The 15,276-nt window shown below is 69.8% G+C and carries 10 protein-coding genes, 1 pseudogene and 2 CRISPR repeat arrays; of the genes and pseudogenes, 2 read left to right on the plus strand and 9 right to left on the minus strand.

Annotation, left to right across the window (positions count from 1 at the left end; translation table 11 throughout):
- Positions 1-47 precede the first annotated feature (47 nt).
- Positions 48-683, minus strand: a complete 636-nt coding sequence (locus tag V6U77_RS10290) for a DUF1963 domain-containing protein (RefSeq protein ID WP_334606031.1) — start codon at positions 681-683, stop codon at positions 48-50.
- 240 nt (positions 684-923) lie between these two features.
- Between V6U77_RS10290 and V6U77_RS10295 the strand changes: the two genes are divergently transcribed.
- Positions 924-1,163 carry a hypothetical protein gene (locus V6U77_RS10295; RefSeq protein WP_334606032.1) on the plus strand — a complete coding sequence of 80 codons (240 nt, stop codon included), beginning with the start codon at positions 924-926 and terminating at the stop codon, positions 1,161-1,163.
- 556 nt (positions 1,164-1,719) lie between these two features.
- Positions 1,720-4,188: a CRISPR direct-repeat array (repeat unit 28 nt; unit sequence CTGCTCCCCGCGCACGCGGGGGTGGTCC).
- Between the two features lie 48 nt (positions 4,189-4,236).
- Here the strand turns inward: V6U77_RS10295 and V6U77_RS30035 are convergent.
- The 4 genes and pseudogenes from V6U77_RS30035 to V6U77_RS10310 form a co-directional block, all read right to left on the minus strand.
- Positions 4,237-4,431, minus strand: a pseudogene (locus V6U77_RS30035) (IS110 family transposase); the annotation flags it as partial.
- 199 nt (positions 4,432-4,630) lie between these two features.
- The gene (gene istB / locus V6U77_RS10300) at positions 4,631-5,419 is read right to left on the minus strand and encodes an IS21-like element helper ATPase IstB (protein WP_334606033.1); all 789 of its coding nucleotides are present in this window, start codon (positions 5,417-5,419) and stop codon (positions 4,631-4,633) included.
- Positions 5,419-6,648 carry an IS21 family transposase gene (istA, locus tag V6U77_RS10305; protein ID WP_334606034.1) on the minus strand — a complete coding sequence of 410 codons (1,230 nt, stop codon included), beginning with the start codon at positions 6,646-6,648 and terminating at the stop codon, positions 5,419-5,421. The genes istB and istA overlap by 1 nt, the downstream gene beginning before the upstream one ends.
- Positions 6,649-7,052: 404 nt before the next feature.
- Complete coding sequence (locus tag V6U77_RS10310) at positions 7,053-8,282, minus strand: IS256 family transposase (protein ID WP_334606035.1); 1,230 nt, start codon at positions 8,280-8,282, stop codon at positions 7,053-7,055.
- Positions 8,283-8,331: 49 nt separating this feature from the next.
- On the opposite strand from V6U77_RS10310, the gene V6U77_RS10315 reads away from it, so the two are divergent.
- A complete protein-coding gene (locus V6U77_RS10315; protein ID WP_334606036.1) occupies positions 8,332-8,949 on the plus strand; it encodes a hypothetical protein in 618 nt (205 codons plus the stop codon).
- Between the two features lie 137 nt (positions 8,950-9,086).
- Here the strand turns inward: V6U77_RS10315 and V6U77_RS10320 are convergent, their stop codons facing one another.
- The 4 genes from V6U77_RS10320 to cas6e all read right to left on the minus strand — a co-directional run bounded on the left by V6U77_RS10320 (position 9,087) and on the right by cas6e (position 15,274).
- Positions 9,087-9,260 (minus strand): hypothetical protein, encoded by a 174-nt coding sequence (locus V6U77_RS10320; protein ID WP_334606037.1) that lies wholly within the window; start codon positions 9,258-9,260, stop codon positions 9,087-9,089.
- 279 nt (positions 9,261-9,539) lie between these two features.
- A CRISPR array of direct repeats spans positions 9,540-12,558; the repeat unit is 28 nt; unit sequence CTGCTCCCCGCGCACGCGGGGGTGGTCC.
- Between the two features lie 729 nt (positions 12,559-13,287).
- The gene (gene cas2e / locus V6U77_RS10325) at positions 13,288-13,644 is read right to left on the minus strand and encodes a type I-E CRISPR-associated endoribonuclease Cas2e (protein WP_334606038.1); all 357 of its coding nucleotides are present in this window, start codon (positions 13,642-13,644) and stop codon (positions 13,288-13,290) included.
- A complete protein-coding gene (gene cas1e, locus V6U77_RS10330) occupies positions 13,644-14,594 on the minus strand; it encodes a type I-E CRISPR-associated endonuclease Cas1e (protein ID WP_334606039.1) in 951 nt (316 codons plus the stop codon). Before cas1e ends, cas2e begins: the two co-directional genes overlap by 1 nt.
- Positions 14,595-14,608: 14 nt before the next feature.
- Complete coding sequence (gene cas6e, locus V6U77_RS10335) at positions 14,609-15,274, minus strand: type I-E CRISPR-associated protein Cas6/Cse3/CasE (protein WP_334606040.1); 666 nt, start codon at positions 15,272-15,274, stop codon at positions 14,609-14,611.
- Positions 15,275-15,276 lie beyond the last annotated feature (2 nt).

Below are 15,276 nucleotides of genomic sequence, written 5' to 3' on the forward strand. Positions count from 1 at the left end.
CTCCATCGGGATACCTCATCCCATCGATCTACCCCAGCCCAAGGCCATCACACAGACCACATCGGACGAACCTGGCCATTCAAGATCTGTAACACGGTGTGCTCGTTTGCGTTGAGGATGGGGTTGTCCGCGCCGCCGGTGCTGGCGCCGCCGTAACCGCCGAGAGAAAACTCGTAATTGTTGTCCTCGAGGTCCCACATCACCTCTCCGATCACTTCCTCGACCTCGTCATCCAAGCGAAGGTCGAACGGCACCTCGTGCTCGTTCTCCGGAAGGCTCCAGCCGGCACGAGCGTGCAGCAGAATCGGACCGAAGACTGGCACCCCGGGGTTCGGGTGCTCGGTTACCGGAGTGCCGGCCGGCACATAAACGATCCGGCAGTCATTGGGCGTGAAGTCCGGCTCGACGAAGAACAGCAGCGACCCGTCGGCCGGCAGGTCAAGGTCGTGCCCGTGCGAGGGGATAGCGGCAAGGTCGAGCGTCAATACGAGACACTGCCCGGGAGGCCACTCCTCGCCCTCCGGCAACGCCGCGAGACCGCCGAACCGACCGGCCACAGGCAGGCCGTCGCCCTCCGGAACCAGCTCCGTCTGTGGTCGGGCTAGCCGCACCCAGCGCTCGATCTCGTCCACCGGCACGCCCTTTTCCCGGGCTGCGCCCCGAAACTCCTGTCGTACATCCATGGCCGGGCATCGTGCCTGAAGGGTCCGACAAACATCAGAAGGCCGGTTCGCGGCAGGCGCCGAGGCACAGGCCACCAGGCGGAACGGTGGAGGTGAGACCGGTCAAGCTGCCGTCGGGGACGTTGCAGCTGGTCGACAAGCTGGAACCGCGCGACAAGTCGACGTACTACGAAACACGGCCTAGTGGGCTTCCGACCGCATACCGTGTCTCCGAAACACCCCGATGGTGAGGAGACAACGATGCGTGACATGCCAGTCAACGGCTGGGCACCGGTCCGCAAACTGGGCCGCGACGACGACGTCAACGACTGGGTGAACCTGCGACAGGCCGTCGGGTTGCGTGTGGTGCGAGAAGGCGGCACCTACCTAATCGCCGCCGACTTTCCGTCCGGGCTGGTGGTCACCGATCTGCTCTCCGTCACCTCGTATGGCGACGCCCTCGACCACTTGAAGAAACTGGTGAAGGCGTTTCGCGACTGACGGATGGGCGCACATCGGGACGCACGGCTGAGCAGTTAACGGCCTACTGGCCCACTCCCCTTCCGACCCCACGATTCGCAGGGAGTTCGCATGTATGACCCCGCCCCACCGACGAAGACCTGCCCCGCTGCTGCGCCCACCACGGACTCTTCTACCCCGGCCGCATCCGACGCTGCCACCGGCACAGGCAACCCGAAGACCGCAACCCCCAGATCCGCCCGATCACGAAGCTCTCACCCGCCGCACAAGATGGCCTTCAAATGATCATTGACAACCTTCTTCGAGTCGGAGAGGGCGCACGGGGCACTGACAGCAGGAGACACCCACAGCGATTCGATTGAACCCCGCAAGCATCACCCATAGCGCCACTGCTCGCCCTCCTATCGAGGGCCTCACAGGCCGCCAACCGAACGACCGCCGCTCACCCGGCAGCGCTCGCCACACACCAGCGCTACGATGAAGCAGCACTTCGTCCACTCTGCTTCGGATGAGGATCTTGCAGAACCTAGCGATGCAAAATCGACTTGTTGATCTTTAGCGCCGCAGGTCAGCAAGTCTGCTCCCCGCGCACGCGGGGGTGGTCCCGTAGCCCTGGGAGCCTGACGTGGCTGTTCACCCTGCTCCCCGCGCACGCGGGGGTGGTCCGGCCCGCGAGTTGGCGAAGGAGCTGGGCGAGGTCTGCTCCCCGCGCACGCGGGGGTGGTCCCAGCCGAGGGCCGGGGTGGTCAGGGGCCAGGAGCTGCTCCCCGCGCACGCGGGGGTGGTCCCGACACCCCGGCCATCGCGGGCGGGCCGACGAGCTGCTCCCCGCGCACGCGGGGGTGGTCCAGCCGCGGCTCTGGAATGGATCGACCGGGCAGCCTGCTCCCCGCGCACGCGGGGGTGGTCCTACGCCGCCCGGGCGAACGACGACGCCCCCGACCTGCTCCCCGCGCACGCGGGGGTGGTCCACCGATGTCGCTATACAGGTTCGTCGCGATCTGCTGCTCCCCGCGCACGCGGGGGTGGTCCCGTTGAAGCCCGTATCCCTCGTCGCCGCATCCGCTGCTCCCCGCGCACGCGGGGGTGGTCCGCCGACACCGACTCCCCATCGGTCAGATCAACTCTGCTCCCCGCGCACGCGGGGGTGGTCCGCCGGCGATCTGTCGCAGTCCCCGAGGGGTGCCCTGCTCCCCGCGCACGCGGGGGTGGTCCTGACACCAACATGCTGCTCGAGGCGATCGCGTCCTGCTCCCCGCGCACGCGGGGGTGGTCCCGCCTCCGGCTGGATCCGTCCCTCGGACTCCGGCTGCTCCCCGCGCACGCGGGGGTGGTCCCATCCAGCCGATCACCCAGATCAGCCCCAGGTCCTGCTCCCCGCGCACGCGGGGGTGGTCCCCGTGAGTGACTGTCGGCCTGTCGGGTTGTCGGCTGCTCCCCGCGCACGCGGGGGTGGTCCGGACGGGATCCACGTGCCGACCGTGTTGGCGGGCTGCTCCCCGCGCACGCGGGGGTGGTCCCAGGAACCTCTACCAGGAGGCTCAGGGGTGCCCCTGCTCCCCGCGCACGCGGGGGTGGTCCCCGCAACGGCACGACCATCTGGCCGGCCCAGGCCTGCTCCCCGCGCACGCGGGGGTGGTCCCGCCCGGCTCACGCCCGCCCACCCCGCCAGCCACTGCTCCCCGCGCACGCGGGGGTGGTCCGTCGCCGTTGTACCAGAGGATGTAGACGCCGTTCTGCTCCCCGCGCACGCGGGGGTGGTCCGTCATCGGCGTCGCCGTCACCAAGGCCCGCACGCTGCTCCCCGCGCACGCGGGGGTGGTCCTCGGCGGGCCGAACTCATCTCCAAGGTTCAGTTCTGCTCCCCGCGCACGCGGGGGTGGTCCCTGGCAGCCCGACGGGCCGGCCGGCCGGTGCATCTGCTCCCCGCGCACGCGGGGGTGGTCCGTGAATGACGCTTACGTTGACGCTCTCGGATTCCTGCTCCCCGCGCACGCGGGGGTAGTCCCCGGTACGTACCCCGCGCGCCGGGCTCGATCTTCTGCTCCCCGCGCACGCGGGGGTGGTCCGCTGTCAGAGATGGGTTTCGACGCGGCGGCGGTCTGCTCCCCGCGCACGCGGGGGTGGTCCCAACTCGCCATAGATGTAGGCCAGCTCTTCCTCCTGCTCCGCGCGCACGCGGGGGTGGTCCCTACGCGAGGCGTGCCGCAGCACGGTGGTGCACCTGCTCCCCGTGCACGCGGGGGTGGTCCGGCGGTCACGAAGGCGGGGCCGATCGTCGCGGCCTGCTCCCCGCGCACGCGGGGGTGGTTCCCGGTTTCCGAAACCGGGTCGCGGAGCCGTGAGCTGCTCCCCGCGCACGCGGGGGTGGTCCCTGGCCAGGGGCGCAGCGCGCGTATCGGGGGAGCTGCTCCCCGCGCACGCGGAGGTGGTCCCGCGCCGGCGAGCGCGCGCACACGCTCGCCGGCCTGCTCCCCGCGCACGCGGGGGTGGTCCTGGCGCTGGCAACGTCGCAGTTGTCGGCGTCGTCTGCTCCCCGCGCACGCGCGGGTGGTCCGTGAAAGGCGGCAACGCCGCCCGCACCGCCAGCCTGCTCCCCGCGCACGCGGGGGTGGTCCCTTCTTGGTCAGCGTGGCGACCGTGCGGTCACCCTGCTCCCCGCGCACGCGGGGGTGGTCCCCACGTCTTCGTCGCGGCGTTGCGGAGCCGCTGCTGCTCCCCGCGCACGCGGGGGGTGATCCCTGCTGCCGCCGATCCTGGCGGTGATCCCCGCGCTGCTCCCCGCGCACGCGGGGGTGGTCCCCCGCCGAGGTCGACCTCACGGCCGAGGTTCGTCTGCTCCCCGCGCACGCGGGGGTGGTCCTTCGTTGTACATGCGCAGGTTCGTTGCGCCGAACTGCTCCCCGCGCACGCGGGGGTGGTCCGTCGACGCGCTGCGGGTAAATCCGCACGTCGTACCGCTCCCCACGCACGCGGGGGTGGTCCGGTGTCGCCGGCTTCGCTGGCGTCGGCTCCCGCCTGCTCCCCGCGCACGCGGGGGTGGTCCGGGAACGTCCACGACGGTCTCGCCGTCAGCGACCAGGCGTTGAGCGACGTGCCGGCCGATGCCGTTGCAGCCTTCGACCGCCCAAAGGCGGTCCTTGTGCTTGCGTCCGGCGGCGAGCATCGCCTGGTAGCCGTCGCGGTCGGTGCCGAACCGACCCTGCCCTACTGTCTTCTCCCGGGCGTTGATGATTTCGATGGTGGCGGAACGCTTGTGCGGGTCCACGCCGATGATGACCTGGGCCATCGTGTCCTCCCTCGATCCGACGATGGGTCGTCGACGGGAGGGCAGCGCTACCTTGAGCTGGGCAGTCCCCTCTTGAGCCTCTCTCCGCCGCGGTGACCGGCGGGGCGCACGCCAGATGAGAGCCACACCTGTCAACGCCGGCTGAACTTTGACCCCTCTGTTCCGGCCGAATTTTGACCCCCTCGCTGGTTGTTGATGTTCAGTCGTTGGTCTTGCTAGCTGCGGGAACGCGGCCGAGGTCGCGGTCTTTGAGCCGGTAGCTGTCGCCCTTCATCGAGATCACTTCGGCGTGGTGGACGAGGCGGTCGATCATGGCTGCGGCGACGACATCGTCGCCGAACACTTCGCCCCACCTTCCGAAGGGCTTGTTGCTGGTGACGATCAGTGAGGCTCGTTCGTAGCGGTTGGAGACCAGTTGGAAGAACAGGTTGGCGGCTTCGGCTTCGAAGGGGATGTAGCCGACCTCGTCGACGATCAGCAACGGGATCCGGCCGAGCTTGACCAGCTCGTCCTGCAGGCGGCCGGCGTGGTGGGCGTCAGCGAGGCGGGACACCCATTGGGCGGCGGTGGCGAACGCGACCCGGTGTCCGGCCTGGCAGGCCCGGATCCCGAGGCCGATGGACAGGTGCGTCTTGCCGGTGCCGGGCGGGCCCAGGAACACGACGTTCTCTCGGCCGGTGATGAAGTCGAGGGTTCCCAGGTGGGCGATGGTCTCCCGCTTCAACGATCGCTGGTGGTCGAAGTCGAACTCCTCCAGGCTCTTGCGGGCCGGAAATCTCGCGGCCCGGATGCGTCCCTCTCCGCCGTGGGCTTCGCGGGCGGCGACCTCGCGTTGCAGGCAGGCGGCGAGGAACTCCTCATGCGTCCACGACTCTGCTCGAGCCCGCTCGGCCAGGCGCTCGACTGAGGCAGCCAGAGACGGCGCCTTCAGGGCACGGGTGAGGAACGCGATCTCCGAGGCGACGTTGCGGCTGGTCTTGGCGGCCATCACGCAGCCACCTCGACGTCCAGGCCGAACAGGCGGTCGTAGTCGCTCAACGGCCGGCGTTCGACCTGGGCGTCAACGGCGGTCGTCGGGGTGCGTTGGGCAGCGACGCGCAGGTCCGCGGCGGCTTGCCGGTGGGCAGGATCGGTGATGCTCTGATGGCTTGCCCAGCAGCGGTCGTGCCGGGCCGCGGGTCGGCCGTCGCAGAGCACCGTCACGTGGTCGCAGTCGGCGGTGACCTCGACCCGCCGGCCGACCACCGATGGGTGCACCGAGTAGTCGTTGCCGTCCAAGCGCACGTAATGATCGCGGGGAAGGCGGGTGCTCTGCCGCCAGCCGACCACCGGCGCAACCGGTGGCAATGGCAGCATCGCGGCCCGGTCGGCGTCCCACCGGTCCAGCGGGCGGCAGCCCAGCATCCGGTGATGGCGGTTGTTCGCCCGCACCAGCCAGTCAGTGAGCTGGGCGTTGAAGTCCTGAGGTGAGCCGAATCGGCGTCCGGGCAGGAACGACGTCTCCAGATAGCCGTTGGCCCTCTCGACCAGGCCCTTGGCCTCAGGGTCCGCCGGCCGACACTGGATCACCTTGATGCCGAGGGTGCCGCGGAAGGCGTTCATCGCCTCGGTCAACTGCGGCCGCCCGGCCCGCCACTGCCCGACGGCGGACTCGTTGTCCCACACCAACGCCTTGGGCACCCGACCCCAGCCGGAGATCAGCGTCCAGTGCCCGACCAGCAGATCCGGCGACTGCCTGGTCGGAATCATCACCGCTGACAGCCACCGCGAATACCCCGACACCATCACCAGCACCGGCGGCCTGCCGACCTGCCCGAAGCCCAACGGCACGTCCGCCGGCGGGAACCACAGGTCGCACTGCGCCAGCTCTCCCGGCAGATACTCCGTCCGCTGAGCCGGGTCCGGGCGGCGGAACAACGGCCGCAGCTGCTGCACCCGATCGGCGAACACCGTCTTGCCACGGGTCCACCCGACCCGTTCCATGATCACCGTCGTCGGCATGTCCGGGAACTCCGCCAACAACGCCCTGATCTGCGGCTCGACCGCGTCCACGATCGAACCCTTCGCCGCCCGCTGATAGCGAGGCGGCTCATGACTGGCCAAGGCCTTGCGCACCGTGTTCCGCGACACCCCCAGCCGACGGCAGATGACCTTGATCGCCATCCGCTCCGCCCGGTGCAACCGACGGATCTCCGCCCAGTCCTCCACGCTCAGCACCTCCCGATGCTTCCGGAAGGGGTCAAAATTCAGCCGGAACCACGGGGTCAGTTTTCAGGCGGAGCCGACAACACCAACCTGCGGTGAGCAGCCGCGATGAGAGCGACCCCACCGGTCACCTCGACCAAGCCTGGCCGGGCTGCGGTCGTACCACCAGTCAATAGGTAGCCGCGATCCGCGCGCTACGCAAGGTGACGTCGGAGGCTGCCGGTCGGTGTCCGGAACTGCCGATGACCGCGCGTGCCTTGTCGGGATAGCGTTGGTGGCGTGACGGAGCCTGACTATAGCCCCGCGAAGATCACGGTCCTAGAGTTCGACGACTCCGTACGCAAGCGACCCGGTATGTATTTGGTCACGTCCGCGCGAGTGGTGTAGGAGACGGCCATCGCGGATCCGATCTGATGTTATGCGGCGATCGGGGTGGGGTCGGGTTGGTCGGTGTCGATTGTGATCAGGCGGGCTTTGGCCAGTAGTTCCAGGCCCATGTAGCGGCGACCTTCGGTCCACTCGTCGGTCTGTTCGGCCAGGACGGCGCCGACGAGGCGGATGATCGACGGCCGGTTGGGGAAGATCCCGACGACGTCGGTGCGGCGGCGGATCTCCTTGTTCAGCCGCTCCTGTGGGCTATTCGACCAGATCTGGCGCCAGATCTCACGCGGGAATCCGGTGAACGCGAGCAGGTCGTCGCGGGCGGCGTCGAGGTGTTCGGCCGCGGCCGGGAACTTCGCCTCGATCGTTGCCACCACCCGGTCGAACTGGGCGCGGACGGCGTCGGCGTCGGGCTGGTCGAAGATCGTCCGCACCAGGGTCGCGATCCACGGCTGCGCCGACTTCGGCACCTTCGTCAGCAGATTCCGCAGGTAATGGGTCCTGCAGCGCTGCCACGAGGCCCCGGGCAGGGCCGCCCCGATGGCCTGCACCAGACCGGCGTGGGCATCGGAGATGACCAGGCGAACACCGGACAGTCCGCGGGCGGTCAACGACCGCAGGAACGCCAACCAGCCGGCGCCGTCCTCGTCGGAGGCGACGTCGAGGCCGAGGACCTCGCGTTGACCATCGGCGTTGACCCCGACCGCGATCAGAGCGTGGACGTTGACGGTCCGGCCGGCTTCGCGGACCTTCATCGTCAGCGCGTCCATCCACACGAACGTGTAGTGCCCCCTGTCGAGGGGCCGGTTGCGGAACGCCTCCACCTGGACGTCGAGGTGGGCGGCCATCTCCGAGACCTGCGACTTCGACAGCTGCCGGATGCCCAACTGCTCGACCAGCTTCTCCACCCGCCGCGTCGAGACCCCGAGCAGGTAGGAGGTGGCCACGACCGACACCAACGCTTGTTCGGCCCGCCGCCGGTGCGTCAGCAGCCAGTCGGGGAAGTAGCTGCCCTGCCGCAGCTTCGGGATCGCCAGGTCGATCGTCCCGGCCCGGGTGTCCCACTCCCGCTGCCGGTAGCCGTTACGCGAGTTGACCCGCTCGTCGCTGCGCTGCCCATATGCGGCGCCGCAGATCGCGTCGGCCTCGGCGGACATCACCGCCTGCGCGAACGTGCGGATCATCGCCTGCAACATGTCCGGCGACGCGCCCTCGATCTGCTCGCGCAGCAGGTCAACAGGGTTCACACTCTCAGATGCGGCCATCGCGCATCACTCTCCTTCGTTCGATTTAGCCGTCTCGAAGGATCGCGCGGTGGCCGTCTCCTATCTACGCAACACGCCCATCACGGGCAAGTCGTACACCACGCCAGTGGACGCAACCATGTATTTCGGGGTAGGCAGGGAGGATCCTCGTCTGGCGACTCGGGTGTTTTGCGCGGTTGTGGGGCACGTGTTTCATCCGGCAACCAGGGTCGCCGCGAGCCACACGCCCGACGTCGTAGCGGAGATCACCGCTGATCTCATCTTCTCGGTGACCGACGACCAGGCGGACATCCTGACCGGCCGGGGCATGCCGAATCTCGGCTACAACGACTCGCTGCTTACCAGCGATCGCTGGTTGAGCGCTGCGGCGGCGGCCGTGAGTTCGCAGACCACCGTCGAAGTCTGGCGAGACGGCCACGGCTTTCGGCAGAGCCTCGTCGGCTTACGGCCGGTCGAGCCACCTGCGGAGTTCTCCGCTCCAGCCGGAGCCGGCACCCGTGTGGCCTTCATTCTCGATCCCGCCTACTTCGGCTCGGCCGCGATCACAACCGACATCGCCAGCCTCGACGTGCGCTGCCCGGACTGCGCCAACACCACCGGGCCCGGCAAGGTCGTCATCCGAGACCGCAGGGAGCGGAGCCGCCCGAGCGAATACCGGTGTGCCTGACTTGGGCATCCGGATTTGCCGCCGACCGCGCGTCACGGCTCGCAGCCGCCGTCCAAGGGTGGCGTCGCGCGGTCGTGCCGATGACAGCGCACTGGAATCTGGTCGGAGTTCAAGAGTGGCGGCGGGCTAAGCGTGGTTCAGTGCTCGTCCTGGATCCACGCGCACACCGAGGCCCGCTCCGCCTCCGACAACTCCATCCGGGCGTTGACCGTCAGCCGCAGCACGTTACCGGCGAACTCCGAGGCGAGGTTCGCCGCGTCGTGTCGGGCTTGCCGCCACTCAACCCCGCTGTACTTCAGGCCGATGAGCACAAAGTGGATCGCGCTCCTCGTGACCGTGTGTCCCCGCCGGCCGCACGCCTCACGGATCACAGATCCGGCGTAGCAACACCCGCGGGACTTCATCGTCGTCGACCCGGTCGAGGGCCTCACAAGCCGCAGACCAAACGATCGCCGCTCACCCGGCAGCGCTCGCCACACACCAGCGCTACGATGAAGCAGCGCTTCGTCCACTCTCTTTCGATGAGGATCTTGCAGAACCTAGTGATGCAAAAACGACTTGTTGATCTTTAGCGCCGCAGGTCAGCAAGTCTGCTCCCCGCGCACGCGGGGGTGGTCCGAGCAGGGTGTTAGGGACCTTGGTCGCGTAGCCCTGCTCCCCGCGCACGCGGGGGTGGTCCCCGGTTCGCGAACCCGTTCGCGAGGTCGACGGCCTGCTCCCCGCGCACGCGGGGGTGGTCCCACGTTCACCGGGACGTACTCCGGCCCGGTGACCTGCTCCCCGCGCACGCGGGGGTGGTCCGCGGAAGCCCTCGATGTCGAGACGCTCCTCCACCTGCTCCCCGCGCACGCGGGGGTGGTCCTGAATCCGCGGTGAGCTTGGATCCGTCAATGGCCTGCTCCCCGCGCACGCGGGGGTGGTCCGAACAGCACCCACCTCGTGCACTACATGGCGATCTGCTCCCCGCGCACGCGGGGGTGGTCCGTGGGAAGTGCAGGACTTCGGCTGCCCCATGTCCTGCTCCCCGCGCACGCGGGGGTGGTCCCGTGCAGCGGTTCACGAGCAACGGGACATGGACCTGCTCCCCGCGCACGCGGGGGTGGTCCTCGCTGGTGAGGGCCCGTACGCCCATGGTGGTCCTGCTCCCCGCGCACGCGGGGGTGGTCCCGTGCCGGAGGCGTCGGCGGCGGCGATCTCCCCCTGCTCCCCGCGCACGCGGGGGTGGTCCCTGGGTGCGGACGATGCGCTCGGCCAGGCTGTCTGCTCCCCGCGCACGCGGGGGTGGTCCCGCGACCAGCACCGGCACACCGGCCAGCAGCGTCTGCTCCCCGCGCACGCGGGGGTGGTCCGGCCAGGCACGATCCGGTGGCGGTGTGCATCGACTGCTCCCCGCGCACGCGGGGGTGGTCCGTCCAACTGGATCTGGACGCCGACGCGGATCATCTGCTCCCCGCGCACGCGGGGGTGGTCCCCCTGACGCCCTGCTGGCCGCCGCCCGGAAGGCCTGCTCCCCGCGCACGCGGGGGTGGTCCCTGGCAGCGCGGCGGCGGCAAGGGCCAGAAGCCCTGCTCCCCGCGCACGCGGGGGTGGTCCCTACCTGGAGGCCGGCTGGACGGCCGCCCAGGACTGCTCCCCGCGCACGCGGGGGTGGTCCCAGGCGCGCCAGGCTGGCGGCGACGTCGGTGAGCTGCTCCCCGCGCACGCGGGGGTGGTCCGAGGGCGACGATGAGTACCTCGTGGCGGGTGGCCTGCTCCCCGCGCACGCGGGGGTGGTCCTCAGAACGGCCTCCGTCCGGCCGGGCCGGTTGACTGCTCCCCGCGCACGCGGGGGTGGTCCCACCAGCGGCGTCGCCGACGGCGTACCCCGCCGCTGCTCCCCGCGCACGCGGGGGTGGTCCCGCGGTGGCCATGAGCGCCTGGACGCTGGTGGCCTGCTCCCCGCGCACGCGGGGGTGGTCCGCCGTGGCTGAAGCCGTGGGTGGAGCGGGCCCTCTGCTCCCCGCGCACGCGGGGGTGGTCCCCTGGCCGTGTGGCAGGACGGCTCAGTGATTCGCTGCTCCCCGCGCACGCGGGGGTGGTCCGTACCGCGCCGACGACGAGCGCCCGAACCGCACCTGCTCCCCGCGCACGCGGGGGTGGTCCTTCGTGGGTGAGGGAATACGTTTCGTCGCAGAACTGCTCCCCGCGCACGCGGGGGTGGTCCGACGGCCGGATTTCCACACAGGCGGCGTCAGACCTGCTCCCCGCGCACGCGGGGGTGGTCCGAGGCTGTCGACCATGGGGCACGGGCAGGGGCTCTGCTCCCCGCGCACGCGGGGGTGGTCCGGCCAATTACTGGCCTATTTGGAATGACGCAAACTGCTCCCCGCGCACGCGGGGGTGGTCCGTGGAAGCTCGTGCTGTCGCGGCACGTGCCCCGCTGCTCCCCGCGCACGCGGGGGTGGTCCCTCGGCGTCCTTGTCAGCCTCGGCGCGGCGGGCCTGCTCCCCGCGCACGCGGGGGTGGTCCGGGCTGATCTGACCATGGCCGACCTGTCCCGCTCTGCTCCCCGCGCACGCGGGGGTGGTCCCCTCAGCTACCACGCGCGCAACCGGGCGGTCGACTGCTCCCCGCGCACGCGGGGGTGGTCCCGAGCACGAGGTCCCGCGGCGGAAGCTGGCCGGCTGCTCCCCGCGCACGCGGGGGTGGTCCCATGATTGCCAGCTTGTGGAACCGGACCGTTGGCTGCTCCCCGCGCACGCGGGGGTGGTCCCAGGATCTCCGAGCGGCAGATCGGCGCAGCGACCTGCTCCCCGCGCACGCGGGGGTGGTCCCCGCTACCAGCGGAACTGCACGTCAACGCGTTCCTGCTCCCCGCGCACGCGGGGGTGGTCCCTGTCCGGGCCCGCCCGCTGGCCGTATGGCGCTCTGCTCCCCGCGCACGCGGGGGTGGTCCCCGTTGACTGGACCGCCGCCGGCCTGCCCCGTCCTGCTCCCCGCGCACGCGGGGGTGGTCCGTCCATCGAGGCGGCCCGGACGTACAACCGAACCTGCTCCCCGCGCACGCGGGGGTGGTCCCACGTTCACGTCCAAGTACCAGGCGGGCGTATCCTGCTCCCCGCGCACGCGGGGGGTGGTCCCGGCATCGCCAGCAAGACGCCGGTCACCGCCGACTGCTCCCCGCGCACGCGGGGGTGGTCCGCCGACATCCGGGGCTTCCATCGGTCCGGCCATCTGCTCCCCGCGCACGCGGGGGTGGTCCCGTGCCCCGTATGCCGATCACCGCCACGCCCAACTGCTCCCCGCGCACGCGGGGGTGGTCCTTCGGCCCTCAAGCCGGCGCATGAGCCGATCGTCTGCTCCCCGCGCACGCGGGGGTGGTCCCGAGGCGCCCGGCGCCGTGATCGGGCTGGTGGGCTGCTCCCCGCGTACGCGGGGGTGGTCCCACCCACCCGAGCTGGGCGACGTTGGTGTCGTCCTGCTCCCCGCGCACGCGGGGGTGGTCCCCGCACCGTCGGCGACGGAAGGATGCTCTCGACGACTGCTCCCCGCGCAGGCGGGGGTGGTCCCATGAAGCTGCCGGCGACGTTGAGGCCGGGCGGCTGCTCCCCGCGCACGCGGGGGTGGTCCAGATTTTGCTTGACCCCGTCAACAGCTGGGTTTCTGCTCCCTGCGGCTGCTCCCCCACGCACACGGAGGCGTCCCGCGCTGGCGAGACGTCCAGTGGGTCCGCGTCGCTGCTCCCCGCGCAAGCGGGATGGTCCCGACCAGCTCGTGCGGTACGCCGGGTGGCACGACTGCTCCCCGCGCAGGCGGGGGTGATCCGGCGGCCCCGATGTCTCGGCCATGAGCGGCGGCCTGCTCCCCGGGCACGCGAGGTGATCCCAACACCGACACCGCCGCCGTCCGCGGCTCCCCGCGCATGTGGTAGTGATCCGATCGCGCTGGTCACAGGGAGCGCGCGGGGGATTTGCCCCCCCCGCGCGCGGGGGAGGTGGCCCTCTTCGCCCCGATATCCCTGCGGCCCTGCTACCGCGCATCGGTGGGATGGTACGTCGCAGATGACGGCGGCGACGTCGGTGCCACGCTGCGCCCTGAGCGCGGGTGGTACAGCGGCTGATGGGCCCCGTGGGGTGAGGTTCTACTCCCGCGAACACAGGGCTGATCGCGGATCGCGCCGTACCCGCGTTCGGTGACGATCCTGCTCCCCGCACACGCGACGCCAAAAGTCCTCGAGTTGTCGTACCTATCGCTGCCCGCCAGACGCACACGGGTCTCCCCAAACCGAACTCGCCTATCGCCTACGTGTCGCTTTCTCACCGTCGACTGGGCATCGATTGCCTTGCATGTTGGCATCCTCTACGCTGGTCGCCCACGGCGCCCGAACCGACGGCGCTTGGCCGCCTTGCTCCAGCCTCCAGCGACCGCAGGGTTGACCATCGGGTCAGCGGGACGCCGCATCAGGGTCACTCCATCCACATCTACCGGAATCCAGTGATGGTCGTGGGCCAGGAACGATAGCCGCTGTTCTCCGCGAACCTGGAAGACCATCAGCGCCCGGCCCGCACCAGCCATGTCGATAACGTGAGCCCACAGCCTGTCGCGTACGCGGGTGCTTACATGCCCGACGTACACGCCAGCGGAGATCTCAAACAGCCACTGCGTCAGATGCCCGCGCAGTCCGGGCGGGCAGGCGGTAAGGATGATGACGGTCATCAGAAGTCGACCTCGCCAATGTCGGCGTAATTTCGACCTGCTGTCAGTTCGATGCCGGTGTCATCCCAGAGGCGTAGGGAATCTTCGTCCTCGATCTCACCTCCGGGCTGGGGTTGGAGCAGCAACATACGGATGTCACGTACACACCGCGCGAGGATTGCCCCGTCGTGCACACGGTCACGTACCGCGCGTCGGGTGTCGGTGCCGATGTCGGCCGAGCCGCTTGCCACCACGTCGAAGGCAACGGGGATTGTTATCTCAGCCTTGTACAGGTCAGCGATGTCGTACACGAAGGCGCGTTCGTGCCCGGTGTGAACGAAGCCGAGACCAGGCGCGGCCCCAAGCGCGACGATGACCGTGTGCACGATGCCGTACAGGCAGGCGTGGGCGGCCGACAGCGCTTGGTTGATGGGGTCGCCGCCGTCAAAGTCGGCCCGGTCGTAGTCGCGGTGGCGCCAGGCGACACCAGTCCGTTCGGCATGCTCACGGTATGTCCGGCGGACTCGTGCGCCTTCTTTGCCGCGCAGTTGCTGCATCGTGAGGTTGGCGGTGTTCTCGCCGGGGAAGCGCATCGCGTACATGGTTCGGGCGACGGCGAGCCGGCGGTCTCGATGGCTTACCGCGGCGGCCTGCGCGATGAGCAGGCGGCTGGAAGCGGCGAGTGATCGGCCGTGCGCGTAGTAGCGCACGCCCCGCTCGCCGACCCAGACGGCGGTGGCGCCGTGGTCGGCGAGCAGGGCGATGGCCTGGTGGGTGATGCTGGTGCCGGGTCCGAGCAGCAGCACACCCACCGAGGCGGCCGGAATGTGTACAACGCCTTGATCATCGGTTGCGGTGATCGCGTTGCTGTCCCGGTGGATCACGCTGCGTTCGAGGTAGAGGAAGCTGATCCTGTCTTCGGCTCGGGTGAGGTCGTTGAGCTCGGCTGGCGGCACGCCTGGGATCTTCATCGGTCAGCCTGGATTCAGGCTGTGGGAGCAAGAGTGAGCAGGCCGCAGCCGTACGCCTTCGCATGTCCGATCCCGCTGGTCAATGCTCGGCGGAAGACGTCCGCATCGGTGACGTGGAGGATGCCGTCGTAGGTCACCGTCGTGAGGGTGACCGCGCCCATGCCTCGTTTGAAGGTCTGCGTCTGGCGACGGTGCAGTCGCAGGTTAGGGCGACCGTCCTGCTGGGTCGCCAGGGCGAAGCCGTTCCGGGCGGCTCGGCTGGCCAACCATCCGACCTGTTCCTCTTCGCGAAGGTAACCGAAGCGCTGTGTCTCCTTGGCGTCGGTGGTCTTACGCCCGTTGTGTGTCGGGTTCGCGGTAAGCCGAAACGCCCAATCCTGGCCGTGACGAAGCGAGCCGAGCAGCCCGCCATAGTCGCGGGTTACCCAGGTCTCCGTGGTGGGCCAGCCGGCCTGCTCGACCAGATGGGTGAGATCGGGTCGGCCGGGGCTGACGATGTAGAGGTGGACGGTGGCGGCGGCTGGGGTGTCGAGCCGCCACAACGTACGGGTGCCGTCCCGTTCGTGGTCCTCCGCGACGGCAAAGGCGGCGCGGACCGCCGCGTGCATGGCATGCGGGGAAGAGAGCAGCTTCCGTGCACCTCGGCGAGCAGGGTTGATCTGGAATCGAGTAAGAAACATGC

The organism is Micromonospora sp. CPCC 205546, assembly GCF_036902715.1.
Classification (GTDB): domain Bacteria; phylum Actinomycetota; class Actinomycetes; order Mycobacteriales; family Micromonosporaceae; genus Micromonospora.